The organism is Pseudomonas sp. zbq_18 (assembly GCF_043102245.1).
GTDB lineage: Bacteria > Pseudomonadota > Gammaproteobacteria > Pseudomonadales > Pseudomonadaceae > Aquipseudomonas.
In genome coordinates this window covers 17744-32975 of sequence record NZ_JBICIT010000023.1, presented here as the reverse complement: position 1 = coordinate 32975, position 15232 = coordinate 17744, and the positions used below count along the sequence as shown (strand labels likewise).

The 15232-nt window shown below is 63.0% G+C and carries 16 protein-coding genes; 13 read left to right on the top strand and 3 right to left on the bottom strand.

Annotated features, from left to right (window positions below):
- On the top strand, nt 1-2574 hold a 2574-nt coding region (locus ACF8C6_RS18510; protein ID WP_392500670.1), incomplete at its 5' end, for a VWA domain-containing protein.
- Nucleotides 2575-2689: 115 nt separating this feature from the next.
- Nucleotides 2690-3031 (top strand): tryptophan synthase subunit beta, encoded by a 342-nt coding sequence (locus tag ACF8C6_RS18505; protein ID WP_392500668.1) that lies wholly within the window; start codon nt 2690-2692, stop codon nt 3029-3031.
- Between the two features lie 39 nt (nt 3032-3070).
- Here the strand turns inward: ACF8C6_RS18505 and gap are convergent, their stop codons facing one another.
- Complete coding sequence (gene gap, locus ACF8C6_RS18500) at nt 3071-4072, bottom strand: type I glyceraldehyde-3-phosphate dehydrogenase (protein ID WP_392500666.1); 1002 nt, start codon at nt 4070-4072, stop codon at nt 3071-3073.
- Nucleotides 4073-4140: 68 nt separating this feature from the next.
- Complete coding sequence (locus ACF8C6_RS18495; RefSeq protein WP_277692123.1) at nt 4141-4806, bottom strand: COG3650 family protein; 666 nt, start codon at nt 4804-4806, stop codon at nt 4141-4143.
- 128 nt (nt 4807-4934) lie between these two features.
- Between ACF8C6_RS18495 and ACF8C6_RS18490 the strand changes: the two genes are divergently transcribed.
- The 11 genes from ACF8C6_RS18490 (at nt 4935) to ACF8C6_RS18440 (ending at nt 13787) form a co-directional block, all read left to right on the top strand.
- On the top strand, nt 4935-5975 hold the full coding sequence (locus ACF8C6_RS18490; protein WP_392500665.1) for a diguanylate cyclase: 1041 nt from the start codon (nt 4935-4937) through the stop codon (nt 5973-5975).
- 71 nt (nt 5976-6046) lie between these two features.
- The gene (locus ACF8C6_RS18485; protein WP_392500664.1) at nt 6047-6685 is read left to right on the top strand and encodes a YceH family protein; all 639 of its coding nucleotides are present in this window, start codon (nt 6047-6049) and stop codon (nt 6683-6685) included.
- A gap of 76 nt (nt 6686-6761) precedes the next feature.
- Nucleotides 6762-7436: a thermostable hemolysin gene (locus ACF8C6_RS18480; protein WP_392500663.1), complete on the top strand. Its 675-nt coding sequence runs from the start codon at nt 6762-6764 to the stop codon at nt 7434-7436.
- The gene (locus ACF8C6_RS18475; RefSeq protein WP_392500661.1) at nt 7426-8895 is read left to right on the top strand and encodes an AMP-binding protein; all 1470 of its coding nucleotides are present in this window, start codon (nt 7426-7428) and stop codon (nt 8893-8895) included. Before ACF8C6_RS18480 ends, ACF8C6_RS18475 begins: the two co-directional genes overlap by 11 nt.
- 11 nt (nt 8896-8906) lie before the next feature.
- Nucleotides 8907-9581: a TenA family transcriptional regulator gene (locus tag ACF8C6_RS18470; RefSeq protein ID WP_392500660.1), complete on the top strand. Its 675-nt coding sequence runs from the start codon at nt 8907-8909 to the stop codon at nt 9579-9581.
- Nucleotides 9568-10359, top strand: coding sequence for an SDR family oxidoreductase (locus ACF8C6_RS18465; RefSeq protein ID WP_392500659.1), 792 nt, complete (start codon nt 9568-9570; stop codon nt 10357-10359). Before ACF8C6_RS18470 ends, ACF8C6_RS18465 begins: the two co-directional genes overlap by 14 nt.
- A gap of 2 nt (nt 10360-10361) precedes the next feature.
- Nucleotides 10362-11006 carry a tetratricopeptide repeat protein gene (locus ACF8C6_RS18460; RefSeq protein ID WP_392500658.1) on the top strand — a complete coding sequence of 215 codons (645 nt, stop codon included), beginning with the start codon at nt 10362-10364 and terminating at the stop codon, nt 11004-11006.
- A gap of 9 nt (nt 11007-11015) precedes the next feature.
- The gene (locus ACF8C6_RS18455) at nt 11016-11678 is read left to right on the top strand and encodes a response regulator (RefSeq protein WP_277692113.1); all 663 of its coding nucleotides are present in this window, start codon (nt 11016-11018) and stop codon (nt 11676-11678) included.
- A complete protein-coding gene (locus ACF8C6_RS18450; RefSeq protein WP_392500656.1) occupies nt 11675-13042 on the top strand; it encodes an ATP-binding protein in 1368 nt (455 codons plus the stop codon). Before ACF8C6_RS18455 ends, ACF8C6_RS18450 begins: the two co-directional genes overlap by 4 nt.
- 37 nt (nt 13043-13079) lie before the next feature.
- Nucleotides 13080-13391, top strand: coding sequence for a DUF5629 family protein (locus ACF8C6_RS18445; RefSeq protein WP_392500654.1), 312 nt, complete (start codon nt 13080-13082; stop codon nt 13389-13391).
- A 3-nt stretch (nt 13392-13394) separates the two neighbouring features.
- Entirely contained in the window at nt 13395-13787 is a 393-nt protein-coding gene (locus tag ACF8C6_RS18440) for a DUF488 domain-containing protein (protein WP_392500652.1), read from the top strand.
- Nucleotides 13788-14084: 297 nt separating this feature from the next.
- Here ACF8C6_RS18440 and ACF8C6_RS18435 read toward each other — a convergent pair whose 3' ends face one another.
- Nucleotides 14085-15218: an ankyrin repeat domain-containing protein gene (locus tag ACF8C6_RS18435; protein WP_392500650.1), complete on the bottom strand. Its 1134-nt coding sequence runs from the start codon at nt 15216-15218 to the stop codon at nt 14085-14087.
- Between the last annotated feature and the right edge of the window lie 14 nt (nt 15219-15232).

Sequence of the window (15232 nt, the reverse complement as noted above, 5' to 3'; positions counted from 1 at the left end):
CTGGATCTGGGCTCGGTACTGGGCTTCGAGGACGACGGTCCGGCCATCAGTAATGTTCAAGCCGCCGTACTGGCGAACTCTGCCGACGGTTACACAACGGGTGGCTCGTTGGTCGATCTAGGCAGTGATGGAGCAGGTCGTGCGGATCTGACCGGCAATATCGTCGGCTGGAATGGCTCGACAACGACCTATTCTGCCACCGCCTTGACCTCCAATGAGGCGACGGTTTTCTACTATGTTAATCCGCTGAACACTGGCGTGCTTTATGCCTACACCAGCACTGTGCCCGGGCCTTATACCGGAGGAGCGGGGCAGAAATTGGTATTCAGCGTTACGCTGGACACTGCCGGCAACTATGTCATTGATATGGATGGCAAGCTTGATGCCGCCACCCAGGAGTTCTCCGCCACCTTTGGCAATATCCCGGGTGGCAATCAGGACTACTTGGTAGTGACCAATACCGGTGCGGTCTATAAGCCCGGTGATGCCATTCCGGCGGGGCAGTTTGTGGTGGTGTCCATCGATTCTTCGATTGGTTCGGTCAACTCCAGTGTTCAGGGGCTAGCCACGGATAATCAGTGGGTCGATGGCAGCGAAACGCTGTATTTCGATTTCAGCGAGCCAGCGGTGAAGGTGTCCTTCTCTATTGATATTCAGTCGAATGCTGCCACTAATACGGTGAATTGGACGGTTTATGGCACCAATTCCAATGGTGACGTGGTAACCGAGGCCGGCAGTACCCTGTTCACGGATAGTGTCCAGTCACAGATCCCAACCACTCTGACCAATATCACTCGAGTGGAACTTTCAGATGCCGGCGGTTCTCAGGGCTTTCGTGTTCAGAAGATCAGCATCGTCGACCGTATTGATGAGAGCCCGGTTTTGACCAGCCTGGACTTAGCCGTAGTAGATGGCGACGGCGATAAGGCCAACGCTACACTGAATGTCACCTTTGAGCCGACTGTGCCATCAACTTTCATCGTTGGCTCCAATGCCAACGATGTGGGTGGCAGTTCTGTGCCCTACGTGGTCTCAGGTGGAGCAGGGGTGATCAAGGGCAAGGCCGGTGGCGATGTACTGGTTGGGGACGAAGGACGCGCCAGTGTGGTGGGCAAGGATGTCAACCTGATCATAATGATGGACTCCTCGGGCAGCATGACATCCAACATTTCCTTCAATGGCACGACCATGAGTCGGATGGATGCGCTCAAACTGTCGGTCAATACCATGTTGGTAACTCTAGCTGCAGGTGCGGCAGCTAATATCCGGGTCAATCTGGTTGGCTTTGACAGCTCCGCTGCGAGCCTTGGCGTCTTCGATCTCAAAGCACCCGGCGGGCTGTCTGCTGCGCAGGCGGCGGTTAACAGTATGGTTGCTGAGGGCTACACCAACTATGAGGCCGCGCTGCAAGTAGCGTTGAATTGGGTGGGTAGCGCAGGAGGTAGTGCACCTTACACGGGCGGCAACGTGATCAACCAGGCCATCTTCATCTCCGACGGAGCGCCCAACAGCTGGCTCAACGCCAATTCGACCAATCTGTCCAGCACTACACTCAATGGTTCGTCAACGACGGCAGTGCAGCAGATACTGGGTACCTATAACCCTGCCGGAACCAGCAATGATGACAATGTGAGCGAGGTTGCCAAGCTGGAGTCGCTGTTCGGACAGATTCAGGCAGTGGGTATCAATGTCAGCGCATCTGCGCTGGATATTCTCAACCAGGTGGAGGGTGAGCCGGGCAATATCAATCCTGACGTAGCCACCAATGTGACGAGCGGCAATCAACTGCAGAGTGTTCTGCTCAACTTTAATCCAGAGACAGTGCTGGCCGATGCGGGTAATGACCGGATTGAAGGAGGGGATGGTAACGACCTGATATTCGGTGATGTGCTTTTCACCGACAATCTTGCTGCTGCTGCAGGTTTGAGCACACTGCCAGGCGCTGGTTGGGCTGTATTTGCGGCACTTGAGGCCGGACAGGGCGTGGGAGCGGCCTACACCGGTTGGGACCGTGACGATACGCTGGCCTATATCAAAGCCAATGCCCTGCAGTTGAGTGGTGAGTCTGGGCGTGCTTTGGGTAATGACACCCTGATTGGTGCTGCTGGTGATGACTGGATTTTCGGGCAGGAGGGCAATGACATCATCATCGGCGGTAAGGGCAACGATCTAATGTCCGGAGGCTCAGGCAAGGATACCTTCATCTGGCAGGCCGGTGATGCAGGAGGAAGTACCGATACCATCCTCAACTTCATTCACAACTACAACGGTAATGCCAATGGCGATAGCCTTGACTTGTCGCAGTTGCTGAGCGGCGAGAACACTACCGGTGGTATAGGTAACCTGCTGAACTTCCTTGATATCTCCTTGGCCAGCGTATCGGGAGGCGCTGCTTTGGATACCGTGATCAAGGTCAGTGAAACCTCTGTGGCCGATCCTTCAGTCTCCAATGAGCTGACCATAGTGCTACAGGATGTGAACCTCTATGCCAGCTATGGCCATGCCGTTGGAAATGAATCAGCGCTGATTCAGAGCATGTTGGGCGATGGTACTCTCAAGGTCGATACAGTCTGACTAATCGCACAAGGTTGGTCAGATTGATCTTTCCATAGTTGGCGCCGGTGTAATTATGCTCAGCCCGCTACCCTTAACCGGGTAGCGGGCTTTTTCATGCCCGGAGGGAGGTCACATGGTGTACGTGCAGCGGGACGCGGAGGGGCGGTTGTTGCGGGTGGAACATGACCCGTTCGAAGGCATGAACGAAACGCTTGCGGTGGAGAGTGATGAGCTGCATCGGTGGATCGCGGCTCGGGAAGAGGTCAGGGAGCGCCTGGCCAGCCTCAAGGATTCTGACCTGGAGTTGGTCCGGGTGCTGGAGGACGTGGTCACTGCTCTGGTGAGCAAAGGTGTTATTCGCTATACCGATCTCCCTGAAGCTGCCCGGCGCAAGCTGGATCAGCGGGCGGTGACCCGGGCCGAAATAGAGGGCTTGAGTGGCCTGTTGGGCGACGATGAGGCTCACCTAATCTGATATCGGCCCGAATTACTGGCTCCCGTCCGCATCTCTCCTTCAGGCCTTGAGCCAGGCCAGCAGCACATCCAGCATGCGATTAGCGAAGGCCCACTCGTTGTCGTACCAGGCCAGCACCTTGACCAGGTTGTCACCCTCTACCCGGGTATGGTTGAGGTCGACTACGCAGGATACCGGGTAGCCGTTGAAGTCGCTGGACACCAGCGGCAGTTCGTTGCATTCCATCACGCCCAACGGCAGCTGCCGCGCGGCTTTTTGCAGGATGTCGTTGATCTGCTCGCGGTTGGTGGGATGCTCGCTGGTGAAGGTCAGGTCGAGTAACGACACATTGCTGGTCGGTACCCGTACCGCCATGCCATCCAGGCGTCCTGTCAGTTCCGGTATCACCAGGCCGATGGTCTTGGCCGCGCCGGTACTGGTGGGGATCATCGACACCGCCGCCGCACGAGCCCGGTAGAGATCACTGTGGGTCTTGTCCAGCAGGTTCTGGTCGTTGGTGTAGGCGTGCACCGTGGTCATCAGCCCCTGGCGGATGCCGACCGTGGTGTGTAGCGCCTGGGCTAACGGGGCCAGGCAATTGGTGGTGCAGGAGGCGTTGGAGACGATCTGCTGGTTGCCCAGCAGGTGGTGATTGACGCCGTAGACCACGGTCAGGTCGGCTGCTTCCAGTGGGTGCGAGAGCAGCACGCGCGGGGCGCCAGCGTTCAGATGCTGCTCGACCAGGGCGCGTTTCTTCAGTTTGCCGGTGCAATCGACCACCACGTCGACGGCCAGTTGCCTCCAGGGCAACTGGCTGATGTCTTTCTGGTTGCTCAGGCGGATGGGCTGACCACGCACTTGCAGGATGTCATCTTGCAGCTCGACCTGGCCGATAAAACGGCCGAAGGTCGAGTCGAACCGGGTCAGGTGGGCGAGTGTGGTGAAATCACCGAGTTCGTTGATGGCTTCGATGCGGATCTGGTTTTCCAGCCCTCGTTCGAACAAGGCGCGGAGCAGGGCGCGACCGATGCGCCCGTATCCGTTCAGGGCAATTCGCAACATGGCAGTTTCCTTCTGTCTGGTCTTGCCTTTCAGCATAGGCGGCCAGGTTCGGAGCTGCGTATTGCGGGTTAGCGACGGGCCCCGCCAAAGTAGGCACAGCCACGCAGCACTTCGCCATTGAGGCGCAACTCGGCACTGAGGTGCTGCACGCTGCCGCTCATGCTGTCGGTGCAGCGCTGGGGTGCCAGCCACAGCTCCAGCTTCTGGCCGTTGGCTTCGCTGCTGAGATTGAAGCGGCCCTCCGGCAGTTGTTCTTCCAGGTAGGGCACCGCCAGTGGCTCCTGGCCGAGGCGCTGCAGCACCAGACCTTTGCCACTGACGCCCAGGCTCCAATCCGGCTCATGGCCACTGGCAAGCAATAGCAAACGCTCGAAGCCTGGTGCGCCGCAGCCCGGGCCTTCGCCTTGCAGGCGGTAGACCAGGCGTGGCTGCAGCTCGCCGTCCACGCCCTGGCTCTTGCTGCCGGTCACATCGCCGAGCAGGTCGACGAACAGCTCGCGGTGGCCGTCGGCAAACAAGCCTGCGGCTTCGCGGACGATCTCACTGCTGCCGTCATTGACCACTTCGATGCTGCGGGTTTCGCCACATGGAGCCAGTAGTAGGCGACCCTCGTTCTGGGTCAGCTGCCCTTGCAGGCGTTGCGGCGGGATGACGGGTTTGTTGCTGTAGACGCTGAACATCTGGCAGCCGGCAAATAACGGCAGCAGGGCAAATAGCAGGTGGCGGGTATTCATGAAGCTCTCCTGGCGACATGCGGCGAACTTACCCGCAGGCGGCCTGCTGCTCAAGGGTGAGTGTTTCGCGTTTCTTGTAAAGTCGCTGCCAGGCGCCCATTCTCAGTGCATTTCCTCCGGATGTGATCATGGACAGAAGCACCGGTTCGGGCCTTTCCTTCGCCAAGCGTATCTACTTGCCGCGCAGCATCGGGCTGGGCGTCGGCTTTATGTGCGTCGCTGCCGGCCTGTGGCCGTTGCAGCCGCAGCCCTGGGGCTGGGCGCTGTTGGTGTTCAATGGCTTTCTCTGGCCGCACCTGGCCTACCTACTGGCGCGTATGTCGAAAGCGCCGTTCAAGTCAGAACGGCGCAACCTGCTGATCGACTCGGTTTTCGGCGGTTTCTGGGCGGCGGCCATGCAGTTCAATGCACTGCCGAGCGTGACCATCCTGGCCATGATGGCCATGAACAATATCGCCGCCGGTGGCGGCAGGTTCTTCTTCAAGGGCTGCCTGAGCATGCTGGTTGGCATGCTTCTGGGGTTGCTGACCTTCGGCCCGGCCTTCAATCCCGAAACCAGCATGCTGCAGCTCTACGCCTGCCTGCCAATGTTGGTGCTCTACCCGCTGGCCCTGGGCTGGGTCAGTTATCGCCTGAGCATCAGGCTGGCCGAGCACAAGCAGGCGCTACGCGCGGTCAGCCGCACCGACAGCCTGACCCGGCTCTACAGCCACGGGCACTGGAAGGACCTGTTGCACCGCGAGTTCGACAAGTGCCGGCAGGGGCAGCATCGCGCCACCGTGGCGCTGATCGATGTGGACCACTTCAAGGCGATCAACGATGGCCATGGCCATCTGGTCGGCGACAGCGTGCTGCGTCTGCTGAGTGAGCGCCTGGCGTTGAGTCTGCGGGAAGACGATCTGGCTGGACGCTATGGCGGCGATGAGTTCTGCGTGATCCTGCCCAACACCCCTGCGGTTCTGGCGGCCGATGTGATGGAGCGTCTGCGCCAGGAGCTGGCCGAGGTGCGCAGCGAGTTGGCGCCGCAATTGCAGATCACCCTGAGCATCGGCCTGGCGGGGTATAGCCCGATGCAGCTGGATGCCAATCATTGGCTCAAGGATGCCGATCAGGCGCTGTACCAGGCTAAGCGTCAGGGGCGAAACCAGGTGGTAAGTGCTGCCGACTAGTCGGCCTGCCAAGTTCCCAATCACGCCTGGGCGTGGCAGGCTGAAACCCTATCCACAGACTGGAAAGCCCTATGACCAGCGAACCCCTGACCGAGCGCGCGCCGCTCAGTGCCATCGATGTGCGCATTCTCGGCTGCCTGATCGAGAAGCAGGCCACCACCCCGGAAACCTATCCGCTGACCCTCAATGCCCTGGTACTGGCCTGTAATCAGAAGACCAGCCGCGAGCCGTTGATGAACCTCACCGAAGGCCAGGTCGGCCAGGCCCTGCGCGCTCTGGAAGGACTCGGCTTTACCCGGTTGGTGATGGGCGGCCGCGCTGATCGCTGGGAGCATCGGGTGGACAAGGCGCTGGAGCTGGTCAAACCCCAGCAAGCGCTGCTGGGCCTGCTGTTTTTGCGGGGGCCGCAGACGCTCAGTGAACTGCTCACCCGCAGTAATCGCCTCTACGCCTTCGAAGACACCGCCGAGGTGCAGCACCAGCTGGAGCGTCTGATCGGTCGTGAGCTGGTGGTGCTGCTGCCGCGGCAGAGCGGCCAGCGCGAGGATCGCTATATGCACCAGCTGGGCGCGGCGGCGGATCTGGAAGCCCTGCTGGCCGCGCGCCAGGCTGACGCCCCGGCTCGTGGCGCGGTGGATGATGCACGCCTCGCCGAGCTTGAAGCCCGAGTGGCGGCCCTGGAAGAACGTCTGGCCCGCCTGGAACACTGAGATTCTCTAGCTTCAGAATTCATTAAGACTCACTGCCGATACTGCCCTCCATGGTCAACCCCGTGGAGGGCGTTCGATGAGTCAACACCCCTGGAACATCCCCTTTCCGCTGTATTTCGGCAGCGATTCCCTGCAGCAGTCCAGCCTCTGGCTGGCGGATAGCCCAGAGTCACGCGAGCGGTTCGAGGCGTTCGTTCAGGCCCGCTTCAACGAGGCCCATGGCGCGCGTATCAGCCGCTTCATGCCGGAGCTGATCGGCCTGCGCAATCCTGTCGGTGAGCTGACCGCGGTGTGCGGCGTGCGTTTGGCACGTGAAGAAAACCTGTTTCTCGAACACTACCTGCAGGTGCCGGCGCAGACTGTGATCGCGCGCCTGGCGGAACGTCCGGTGCAGCGTGGCGAGATCGTCGAAGTCGGCAATCTGGCGGCCAGCAGCCCTGGCAATGCGCGGCTGATCATCATTGCCATGACCGGCCTGCTGGCCCATCGCGGCTTGCAGTGGGTGGTGTTTACCGGCGCCCCGACCCTGATCAACAGCTTCCGTCGCCTGGGCCTGGAGCCGATGCGCCTGTGCGAGGCCGACCCCAACCTGCTGGGCGAGCAGCGCCACGACTGGGGCCAGTACTACGAGCAGCACCCGCAGGTCTTCGCCGGCAATATCCAGTTGGGCAATCGCCGTCTCTGCGAGCAGGGCGTGATGCAGCGCCTGGGATTTCTCCAGCCTTGCCCGGAGGATATCCATGCAGCCTGAAGTGAGTTTCCTGCGCAATACCCTGCTGGCTCATGCCGAGAGCCAGCCGCAGCGCCTGGCCCTGTGGGGCGACACTGAGCGCCTGGATTACCAGCGCCTGTTCGAAGAGGTACAGCGCCGTGAGGCCCTATTGCGCACCGAACAGGTCGAAGTGGTAGCGCTGGCTCTGGACAATGGGCCAGAGGTCGTACTGTGGGACCTGGCGGCACTGTTCGCCGGCGTGGCTTGCCTGATTCTGCCGCCGTTCTTCAGCGCCAGTCAGCGGGCCCACTGCCTGCAGCAGAGCGGGGCGACTCTGGCGCTCGTCGAGCCGCGCATGGCTGATGAACTGCAGGCCTGTGGTTTTCAGCAGGAGGGGCTGTTCTGGCGCGCTCCTGTGTCTGCCAGGCGTCTACCGATCCCCGAGGGTACGGCCAAGATCACCTACACCTCGGGTACCACCGGCAGTCCCAAGGGGGTGTGCCTGAGTGCCGAGAGCATGCTCAAGGTGGCTCGCGAGCTGGAACAGGCCAGCCGCGAGACGGCGCCGCAGCAATACCTGGCCGTGTTGCCGCTGGCGGTGCTGCTGGAGAACCTGGGTATCTACGCCGCTTTGCTGGCCGGAGCCACGCTCAGCCTGCCCAGCCAGCAGGAGCTGGGCATCAGTGGTGCCAGTGCTGTCGATTGGCCTCGCCTGTTCGGGCAGATGGCCATGCGCGGTGCGCAGAGCCTGATTCTGGTGCCGCAGCTGTTGCTCGGCCTGGTGATTGCGGTCGAGCGCGGTCTGATGCCGGTGGGGGGCTTTCGTTTTATCGCCGTGGGCGGTGCGCGGGTATCTGCAGATTTGCTGGCACGGGCCGCCAAGGTCGGGCTGCCTGTCTATGAAGGCTATGGCCTGTCCGAGTGCGCCTCGGTGGTCTGCCTGAACCGCCCTGGCGCGGTGCGCCCAGGTACGGTGGGCAAGCCACTGCCGCATGTGCGCGTGCGCCTGGCCGAGGACGGCGAAGTGCTGGTGGCTGGCTCGCATCTGCTCGGCTACCTCGGCGAGGCCGCGTTCCAGAGCGAGTGGTGGGCGACCGGCGATATCGGTGAGTTCGACGCCGATGGCTACCTGCAGCTGCGCGGGCGCAAGAAGCATCAGTTCGTCACCAGCTTCGGTCGCAACGTCAACCCGGAGTGGGTCGAGTCCGAACTGACCCAGCGCGGGGTGATCGCCCAGGCCTTTGTCCATGGCGAAAGCCTGGCGGAGAACGTCGCGCTGCTCTGGCCGCTTGATCCCAACTGCACCGATGCCCAGTTGCAAACCACGGTGCAGCAGGCCAACGCGGTGTTGCCGGATTACGCCCGGGTCGGCCGCTGGTTACGCCTGGAGCAACCCTTCACAGCCGCCAATGGCCTGCTCACGGCCAATGGCCGGCTGCGCCGCGACGCCATCCTGGCGCGCTATGGCGAACGTTTTAGTGAATCCCTGACTGTCTGAGGTAAGGCCCCATGAGTTTCTTCGATGAACTGCAAACCGCCACCCACAACGAGCGCGATGCGCTGTTTTCAGTGCCGGTGATCCGCGATGCCCTGGCCGGGCGGGTCAGCCTGGACGGCTATGTCGCTTTCCTGACCCAGGCCTACTACCACGTGCGCCACACCGTGCCGCTGATGATGGCGTGCGGTGCGCGCCTGCCGCGGGAGATGGAGTGGCTGCGCAAGGCCGTGTGCGAATACATCGACGAGGAGTACGGCCATGAGCAGTGGATTCTCAACGACATTGCTGCCTGTGGTGGCGATGCCGAGGCGGTGCGCAACGGCCAGCCGAGCCAGGCCATCGAACTGATGGTCAGCTACCTGTACGACACCATTGCCCGCGGCAACCCGGTCGGCCTGTTCGGCATGGTCAACGTGCTGGAGGGCACCAGCATCGCCCTGGCCACCCAGGCCGCCGGCACCATCCAGCAAACGCTGGCCTTGCCCAAGGAAGCCTTCAGCTACCTGTTCTCCCATGGCTCGCTGGATATCGGCCACATGCAGCATTACCGCAACCTGATGAACCAGCTCGAACGCGACGAGGACAAGGCGGCCGTCATTCATGTCAGCCAGGTGGTGTATCGCCTGTATGCCGACATGTTCCGTGGCCTGCCGCGGGTCAGCGAGGTGCAGCATGCGCTTGCCTGAGTGCCGTGCCGTACTCACCGGGGCCAGCGGCGGCATCGGCCTGGCCCTGGCTGAACAGCTGTGTGCCGGTGGTGCGAGGTTGATCGCCGTGGCGCGGCGTGGTGAGGCCCTGGATGACTTGGCTAAGCGTTACCCACAGCAGTTGCTCTGGGTCGAGGCGGATCTGGCCAGCGCTATCGGGCGCAAGGCCGTGCTGGAAGCCGCCCGTGAGATGGGCGGGCTGAACCTGCTGATCAACGCCGCCGGGATCAATCGCTTCGCCATGCTTGAACAGCTCGACGATGAGCAGATTGCCGAGATGCTCAACATCAATCTGGTCGCCACCGTGCAGCTGACCCGCGCCCTCCTGCCTCTGCTGCGTCAGCAGCACCAGGCGTTGCTGGTCAACGTCGGCTCCACCTACGGCTCGATCGGCTATGCCGGTTACGCCACCTACTGCGCCAGCAAGTTTGCCGTGCGCGGTTTTTCCGAGGCACTGCGCCGCGAGCTGGCCGACACCGGTGTCGGCGTGCTGTACGTGGCGCCACGGGCCACCCGCACGGCGATGAACAGCGGCCCGGCCGAAGCGCTCAATTCGGCGCTCAAGGTCGCCACGGACAGCCCGCAGCAGGTGGCTGGCGAAGTGCTGGCGGCGATTACGGCCGACCGCAGCGAACTTTATCTCGGCTGGCCGGAGAAATTTTTCGTCCGCCTCAACGGCATGTTGCCTGGCCTGGTGGATCGCGCCTTGCGCAAGCAGTTGCCGACCATTCGCCAATTCAGCAAGAAGGAGATTTGAGCATGAACAAGTTGTTTGCCCTTATCACTGCACTCTGTTTAAGCCTGCCGGTCTGGGCGCTGGATGAGGTTGGCAGTCAACGTCTGCAGCAGGTGCAGGAACGTTGGGCGCAGATTCAGTACGCGACGCCTGAAGAGCAGCGTCCCAAGGCCTTCGAAGCACTGGCGGCGGAAACTGCGGCCTTCACCCAGGCGCAACCCACTGCCGCCGAAGCCTGGATCTGGCATGGCATCGTCACCAGCAGCTGGGCCGGCGCCGAAGGTGGCCTGGGCGCGCTGGGCAAGGTCAAGGACGCCAAGCGCTATCTGGAAAAGGCCCTGGCCCTCGACCCCAAGGCGCTCAACGGCTCGGCCTACACCAGCCTGGGTACCCTGTATGACCGGGTACCGGGCTGGCCCATCGGCTTTGGCGACGAGGACAAGGCCGGGCAACTGCTCAAACAGGCGCTGCAGATCAACCCCAATGGCATCGACAGTCTTTACTTCTGGGGTGACCATCTGTTCCGTCAGGGGCAGTATGCGCAGGCGCGCGAGGCGTTGGAAAAAGCCCGCCAGGCACCGCCGCGTGAGGGCCGAGAGCTGGCCGACAAGGGCCGTCAGGGTGAGATCAGCGAGCTGCTGAAGGCCGTGGACAACAAGCTCAACTAAGGAGCTGCGATGCGTTTATTGCTGGTCGAGGACGACAAGGCCCTGGGCGAAGGTTTGCGCCTGGGCCTGCGCCAGGAAGGTTATACGGTGGACTGGCTGCAGGACGGTGCCAGTGCCGTCCACGCGCTGCTCAGCGAGGAATTCGACCTGTTGGTGCTCGACCTCGGCTTGCCGCGCCTGGATGGCATCCAGGTGCTGCGCCAATTGCGTGGCAGCGGCTCGGCCTTGCCGGTGCTGATTCTCACCGCGCGCGATGCCACCGAAGACCGCATCGCCGGCCTGGATGCCGGCGCCGACGATTATCTGGTCAAACCGTTCGACCTGGACGAACTCAAGGCCCGCCTGCGCGCGCTGCTGCGCCGTAGCGCCGGGCGTGCCCAGGTGCTGATCGAGCACGCCGGCATCTGTCTTGATCCGGCCAGTCAGCAGGTCAGCTACTTGGGCAAGCCCGTACCCATGACGCCCAAGGAATACCTGCTGTTGCACGAACTGCTGTCACAACCGGGCAAGGTGCTGACCCGCGAGCGCCTGGCCCAGTCCCTCTACGGCTGGGACGAAGAGGCCGAGAGCAACACGCTGGAGGTGCATATCCATCATCTGCGCAAGAAGCTGTTCAGCAGCCTGATCCGCACCGTGCGCGGGGTCGGCTACCTGGTCGAGGAGCAGCCATGAGCTCCATCCGCCGCCGCACCCTGGTGCTGGTACTGGGGCTGATGCTGCTCGGCACCTTGCTGGTGACCCTGTTCAACTACTTCGACAGCGCCCACGAGATCGAGGAGGTCTATGACGCGCAGTTGGCGCATACCGCGCGCATGCTCCAGGGCGTGATGCGCGTGCCGGTGCAGGACAGTGAGCGTGACAGCCTCTACGCCGCCTTCAATGCCGCGCTGGAGCATGCCGGCCAGCGCATGCCGGGCCACCCCTACGAGAGCAAGCTGGCCTTTCAGGTGTGGAGCCCGGCCGGCGAGGTGCTGGTACGCAGCGCCGCGGCGCCGCCACTCGATACACCGCCGGTTGCCGAGGGCTACTCGACCTTTGACCTGGGCCGCCATCAATGGCGCGGGTTCCTGCTCAAGGACCCGCTGCGTGGTCTGCTGATCTGGACCGGCGAGCGCGATGACGTGCGTCAGGAACTGATCGACAGCATCGTGCGCCACACCCTTTATCCCAACCTGCTTGGCAGCCTGGTGCTGGCGGCGCTGCTCTGGTGGGCGATCGGCTGGGGCCTGGCGCCACTGCGCAACATGGCCGAGGTCATCCGTGGCCGTCATGCCGACAGCCTGGAGCCGCTGCAACTCGACCCGCTGCCCAGCGAGCTGGCCCCGATGCAGGCGGCGCTCAATCGTCTGTTGGCGCAGATCGACCTGGTACTGGAGCGGGAGCGGCGCTTTATCGCCGACGCTGCCCATGAGCTGCGCACGCCCCTGGCCGTGCTCAAGGTGCATGCACAGAACGCTACCCAGGCGCAGGATGACGACGAGCGCCGTCAGTCGCTGCACTATCTGATCGGCGGCATCGACCGGGCCACGCGCGTGGTCAACCAATTGCTGACCATGGCGCGGATCGAACCGATGCTGGGCAAGCCCGAGCGGGCCCAGGTCGATCTGCAGGCTCTGGTGCGCGAGACCCTGGCCGAGTTGACCCCCTGGGTGCTGCGCCAGGGTCTTGAGCTGTCACTGGAAGTGGGCGAGGGCGACTTCCACCTCGCCGCCGATGCCGCCACCGTCGGTATTGCCCTGCAGAACCTGGTGGCCAATGCGGTGAACTTCTCGCCGGCCGGCGGCCGGGTGCGTGTAGTGCTCAGTGGTGAGGGAGAGCGGGTGGCGTTGCAGGTCGAGGATCAAGGGCCGGGCATTGCCGAGGAGGATCTGCAGCGGGTATTCGAGCGTTTCCACAGTCGCAACAACCACCAGGGTGCGGGGTTGGGCCTGGCCATCGTCAGGCGTATTGCCGAGCAGCATGGCGGCGCCATTCGCCTGAGCAACCTGGCCGCTGGGGGGCTGCGCGCTACGCTGGAACTACCGCGCCGAGGCTGACGTATCATGCACACCTGATTTTCTGGATGGACTCCCCATGAGCGATACCCCGACCTTTCTGGCTGCCCTGCAAGGCGCCGACATGCTGTTGATCGATGGCCTGCATGCCTGGCAGTTCGAGCTGGATGAGCAGGCCAGTGATGAGCAGTTGCAATTGACCGTGGAGTGCATGGATGGCCGTACGCGGCGCGTCTGGCAATTCACCGCTGCCGCAGTGGCGGCGGCACGCGCGGGCGAGACTGCAGACAGCTGGCGGGTCGCTGGCGCCGATGCCGAGCACGAGGTGGTCTGCCTGGGCGCCATTGGCGCGGACAACAGCGATGATGAAGATGAGCCCGACGAGGCCTGAGGCGTGATTCGCTGCAAGCGGGTCTATGCGCCCGTGGCTGCGGATGACGGTACGCGGGTTCTGGTGGATCGCCTGTGGCCACGCGGCTGCAGGAAGGACAGCCTGGCACTGCAGGCCTGGCTCAAGGACGTCGCGCCCTCGGACACCTTGCGCAAGGGCTTCTGCCACGATCCGGCGTTGTTCGACGAGTTTCGCCTACTGTATCGCGCCGAGCTGGCGGCGCATCCCGAACATTGGCAGGGACTTCTGGCCCTGGCCGAGCGGGGCAACCTGACCCTGCTGTTCGCCGCCCGCGAGGAGCGTTTCAACAACGCCCAGGTGCTGGCCGAGTTTCTCGAAGAGGAACTGGAGCGGCGCGGGCCGCCCAGTTCCCCCGTGTGCTACGCCGATCAGTAATTGCCCGAGTCGTTGCACAGCAGCTCGTCGCTCTCGGCCACGGCGTAGCAGACCATCTTCTCGTCCTTCTAGGGCAGGGCCAGGCTGTAACCGGGCTTGCCGTTGACCAGCAGTTGTCCCAGTCCCAGTGGGTAAAGAAGTACTGGTCGGTGGCGGCGCAGGTGGTCACGGCACATTCACCTTGGCCCTTGAGCTCACCGGCCTTGTAGTCGTAACAGGTGCCACGGCCTTCGCCGCAGCCGGCGTAGGCAGAGCTGCCGAGCATGAGCATCAGTGCGGCGAAGCATCCTCTGCGCATCAGTCCCACCACAGTTGCACCGCCTTGTGGGTCTGCAGCCAGCGCTGCAGGGCCTTGAGGGCGAAATGCTTGTCGTCAGGCCGCAGGCCCTGCAACAGCTCGCGCGTGTCGGGCGGCAGTGCCTCCAGCTGCTCGCTCTTCTCAGTCAGGGCGGCAAAACCGTCGAGTGCATCCGGGCAGAACTTGGCGATCTCCTTGGTCAGCTTGGCCGCATCATCGGGCAGGCGCTCGAACTGCAGGGTGAAGCGGTCCGTGCCCACGTCGAGGAGGTGGATGCCATGCTCCTTGTCCCAGCGTTGCAGGCGTTTGACGATGGCCTCGGTGTCCAGGCCGTAGTTCGCGCCATGGGTGTAGTGACGGTAGAGGTCGAGGAACTTGGCCTTGGGCCCACCATTCAGCGCCGCCTGGGGGATCGGCTTGCGCTCGGCGCCTGGATGCTGGGCCGCCAGCCAGTCGGCGGCTGCATGGTGCCCGGCCTGACGTGCGTACCAGGCGGCAGTCATGCAACCGTCGGCGCCGTCGATGGCGCGGCAAACGTCGGCACCGTGACGCACCAGCAGCTCAAGGATGTCCAGTTGTCCGTGGTTGGCGGCGCTCATCAGCAGGGTCATGTCGTGCACGGCGGCGCCCGATCCCTCGACGTTGGCGCCGCGTTGCAGCAACAGTTCGACGACCGCCGTGTGGCCGTTGTGCAGGGCGGCGCCAATGGGCGAGGCGTGTGGCCCCTCCAGTGGGCATCCGCCGTCCAGCAGGGTCTTTACCGCTTGCAGGTCGCCGGCAGCGGCTTGGTCTTCCAGATCGAACAGCACCTCGCCGCCACGGTCGGCGCCAGCCGCCTCCAGCAACGCGCGAATCTTACGGTATTCATTCTCTACCACGCGGTCGTGGCGCCGCATCAGGCAGGCCTGCCAGGGCGTGAGTCCCTCGCCATCTGCGCGGTCGGGGTCGGCGCCCAGCTCCAGCAGCAGCTTGACCACTTTCGGATAGCCCGTGCCACCGGCGATGGCTTCGGTCAGCGGCGTATGGCCATTCTCGTCCAGGGCGTTGGCATCGGCGCCGTCGGCATGGCGCTGGCGGATGCCGTCCAGGTCGAACCAGTAGGCGCCGAGAAGAATGGGGTCGTTTGCAGGCATCGGACTGTCCTTGT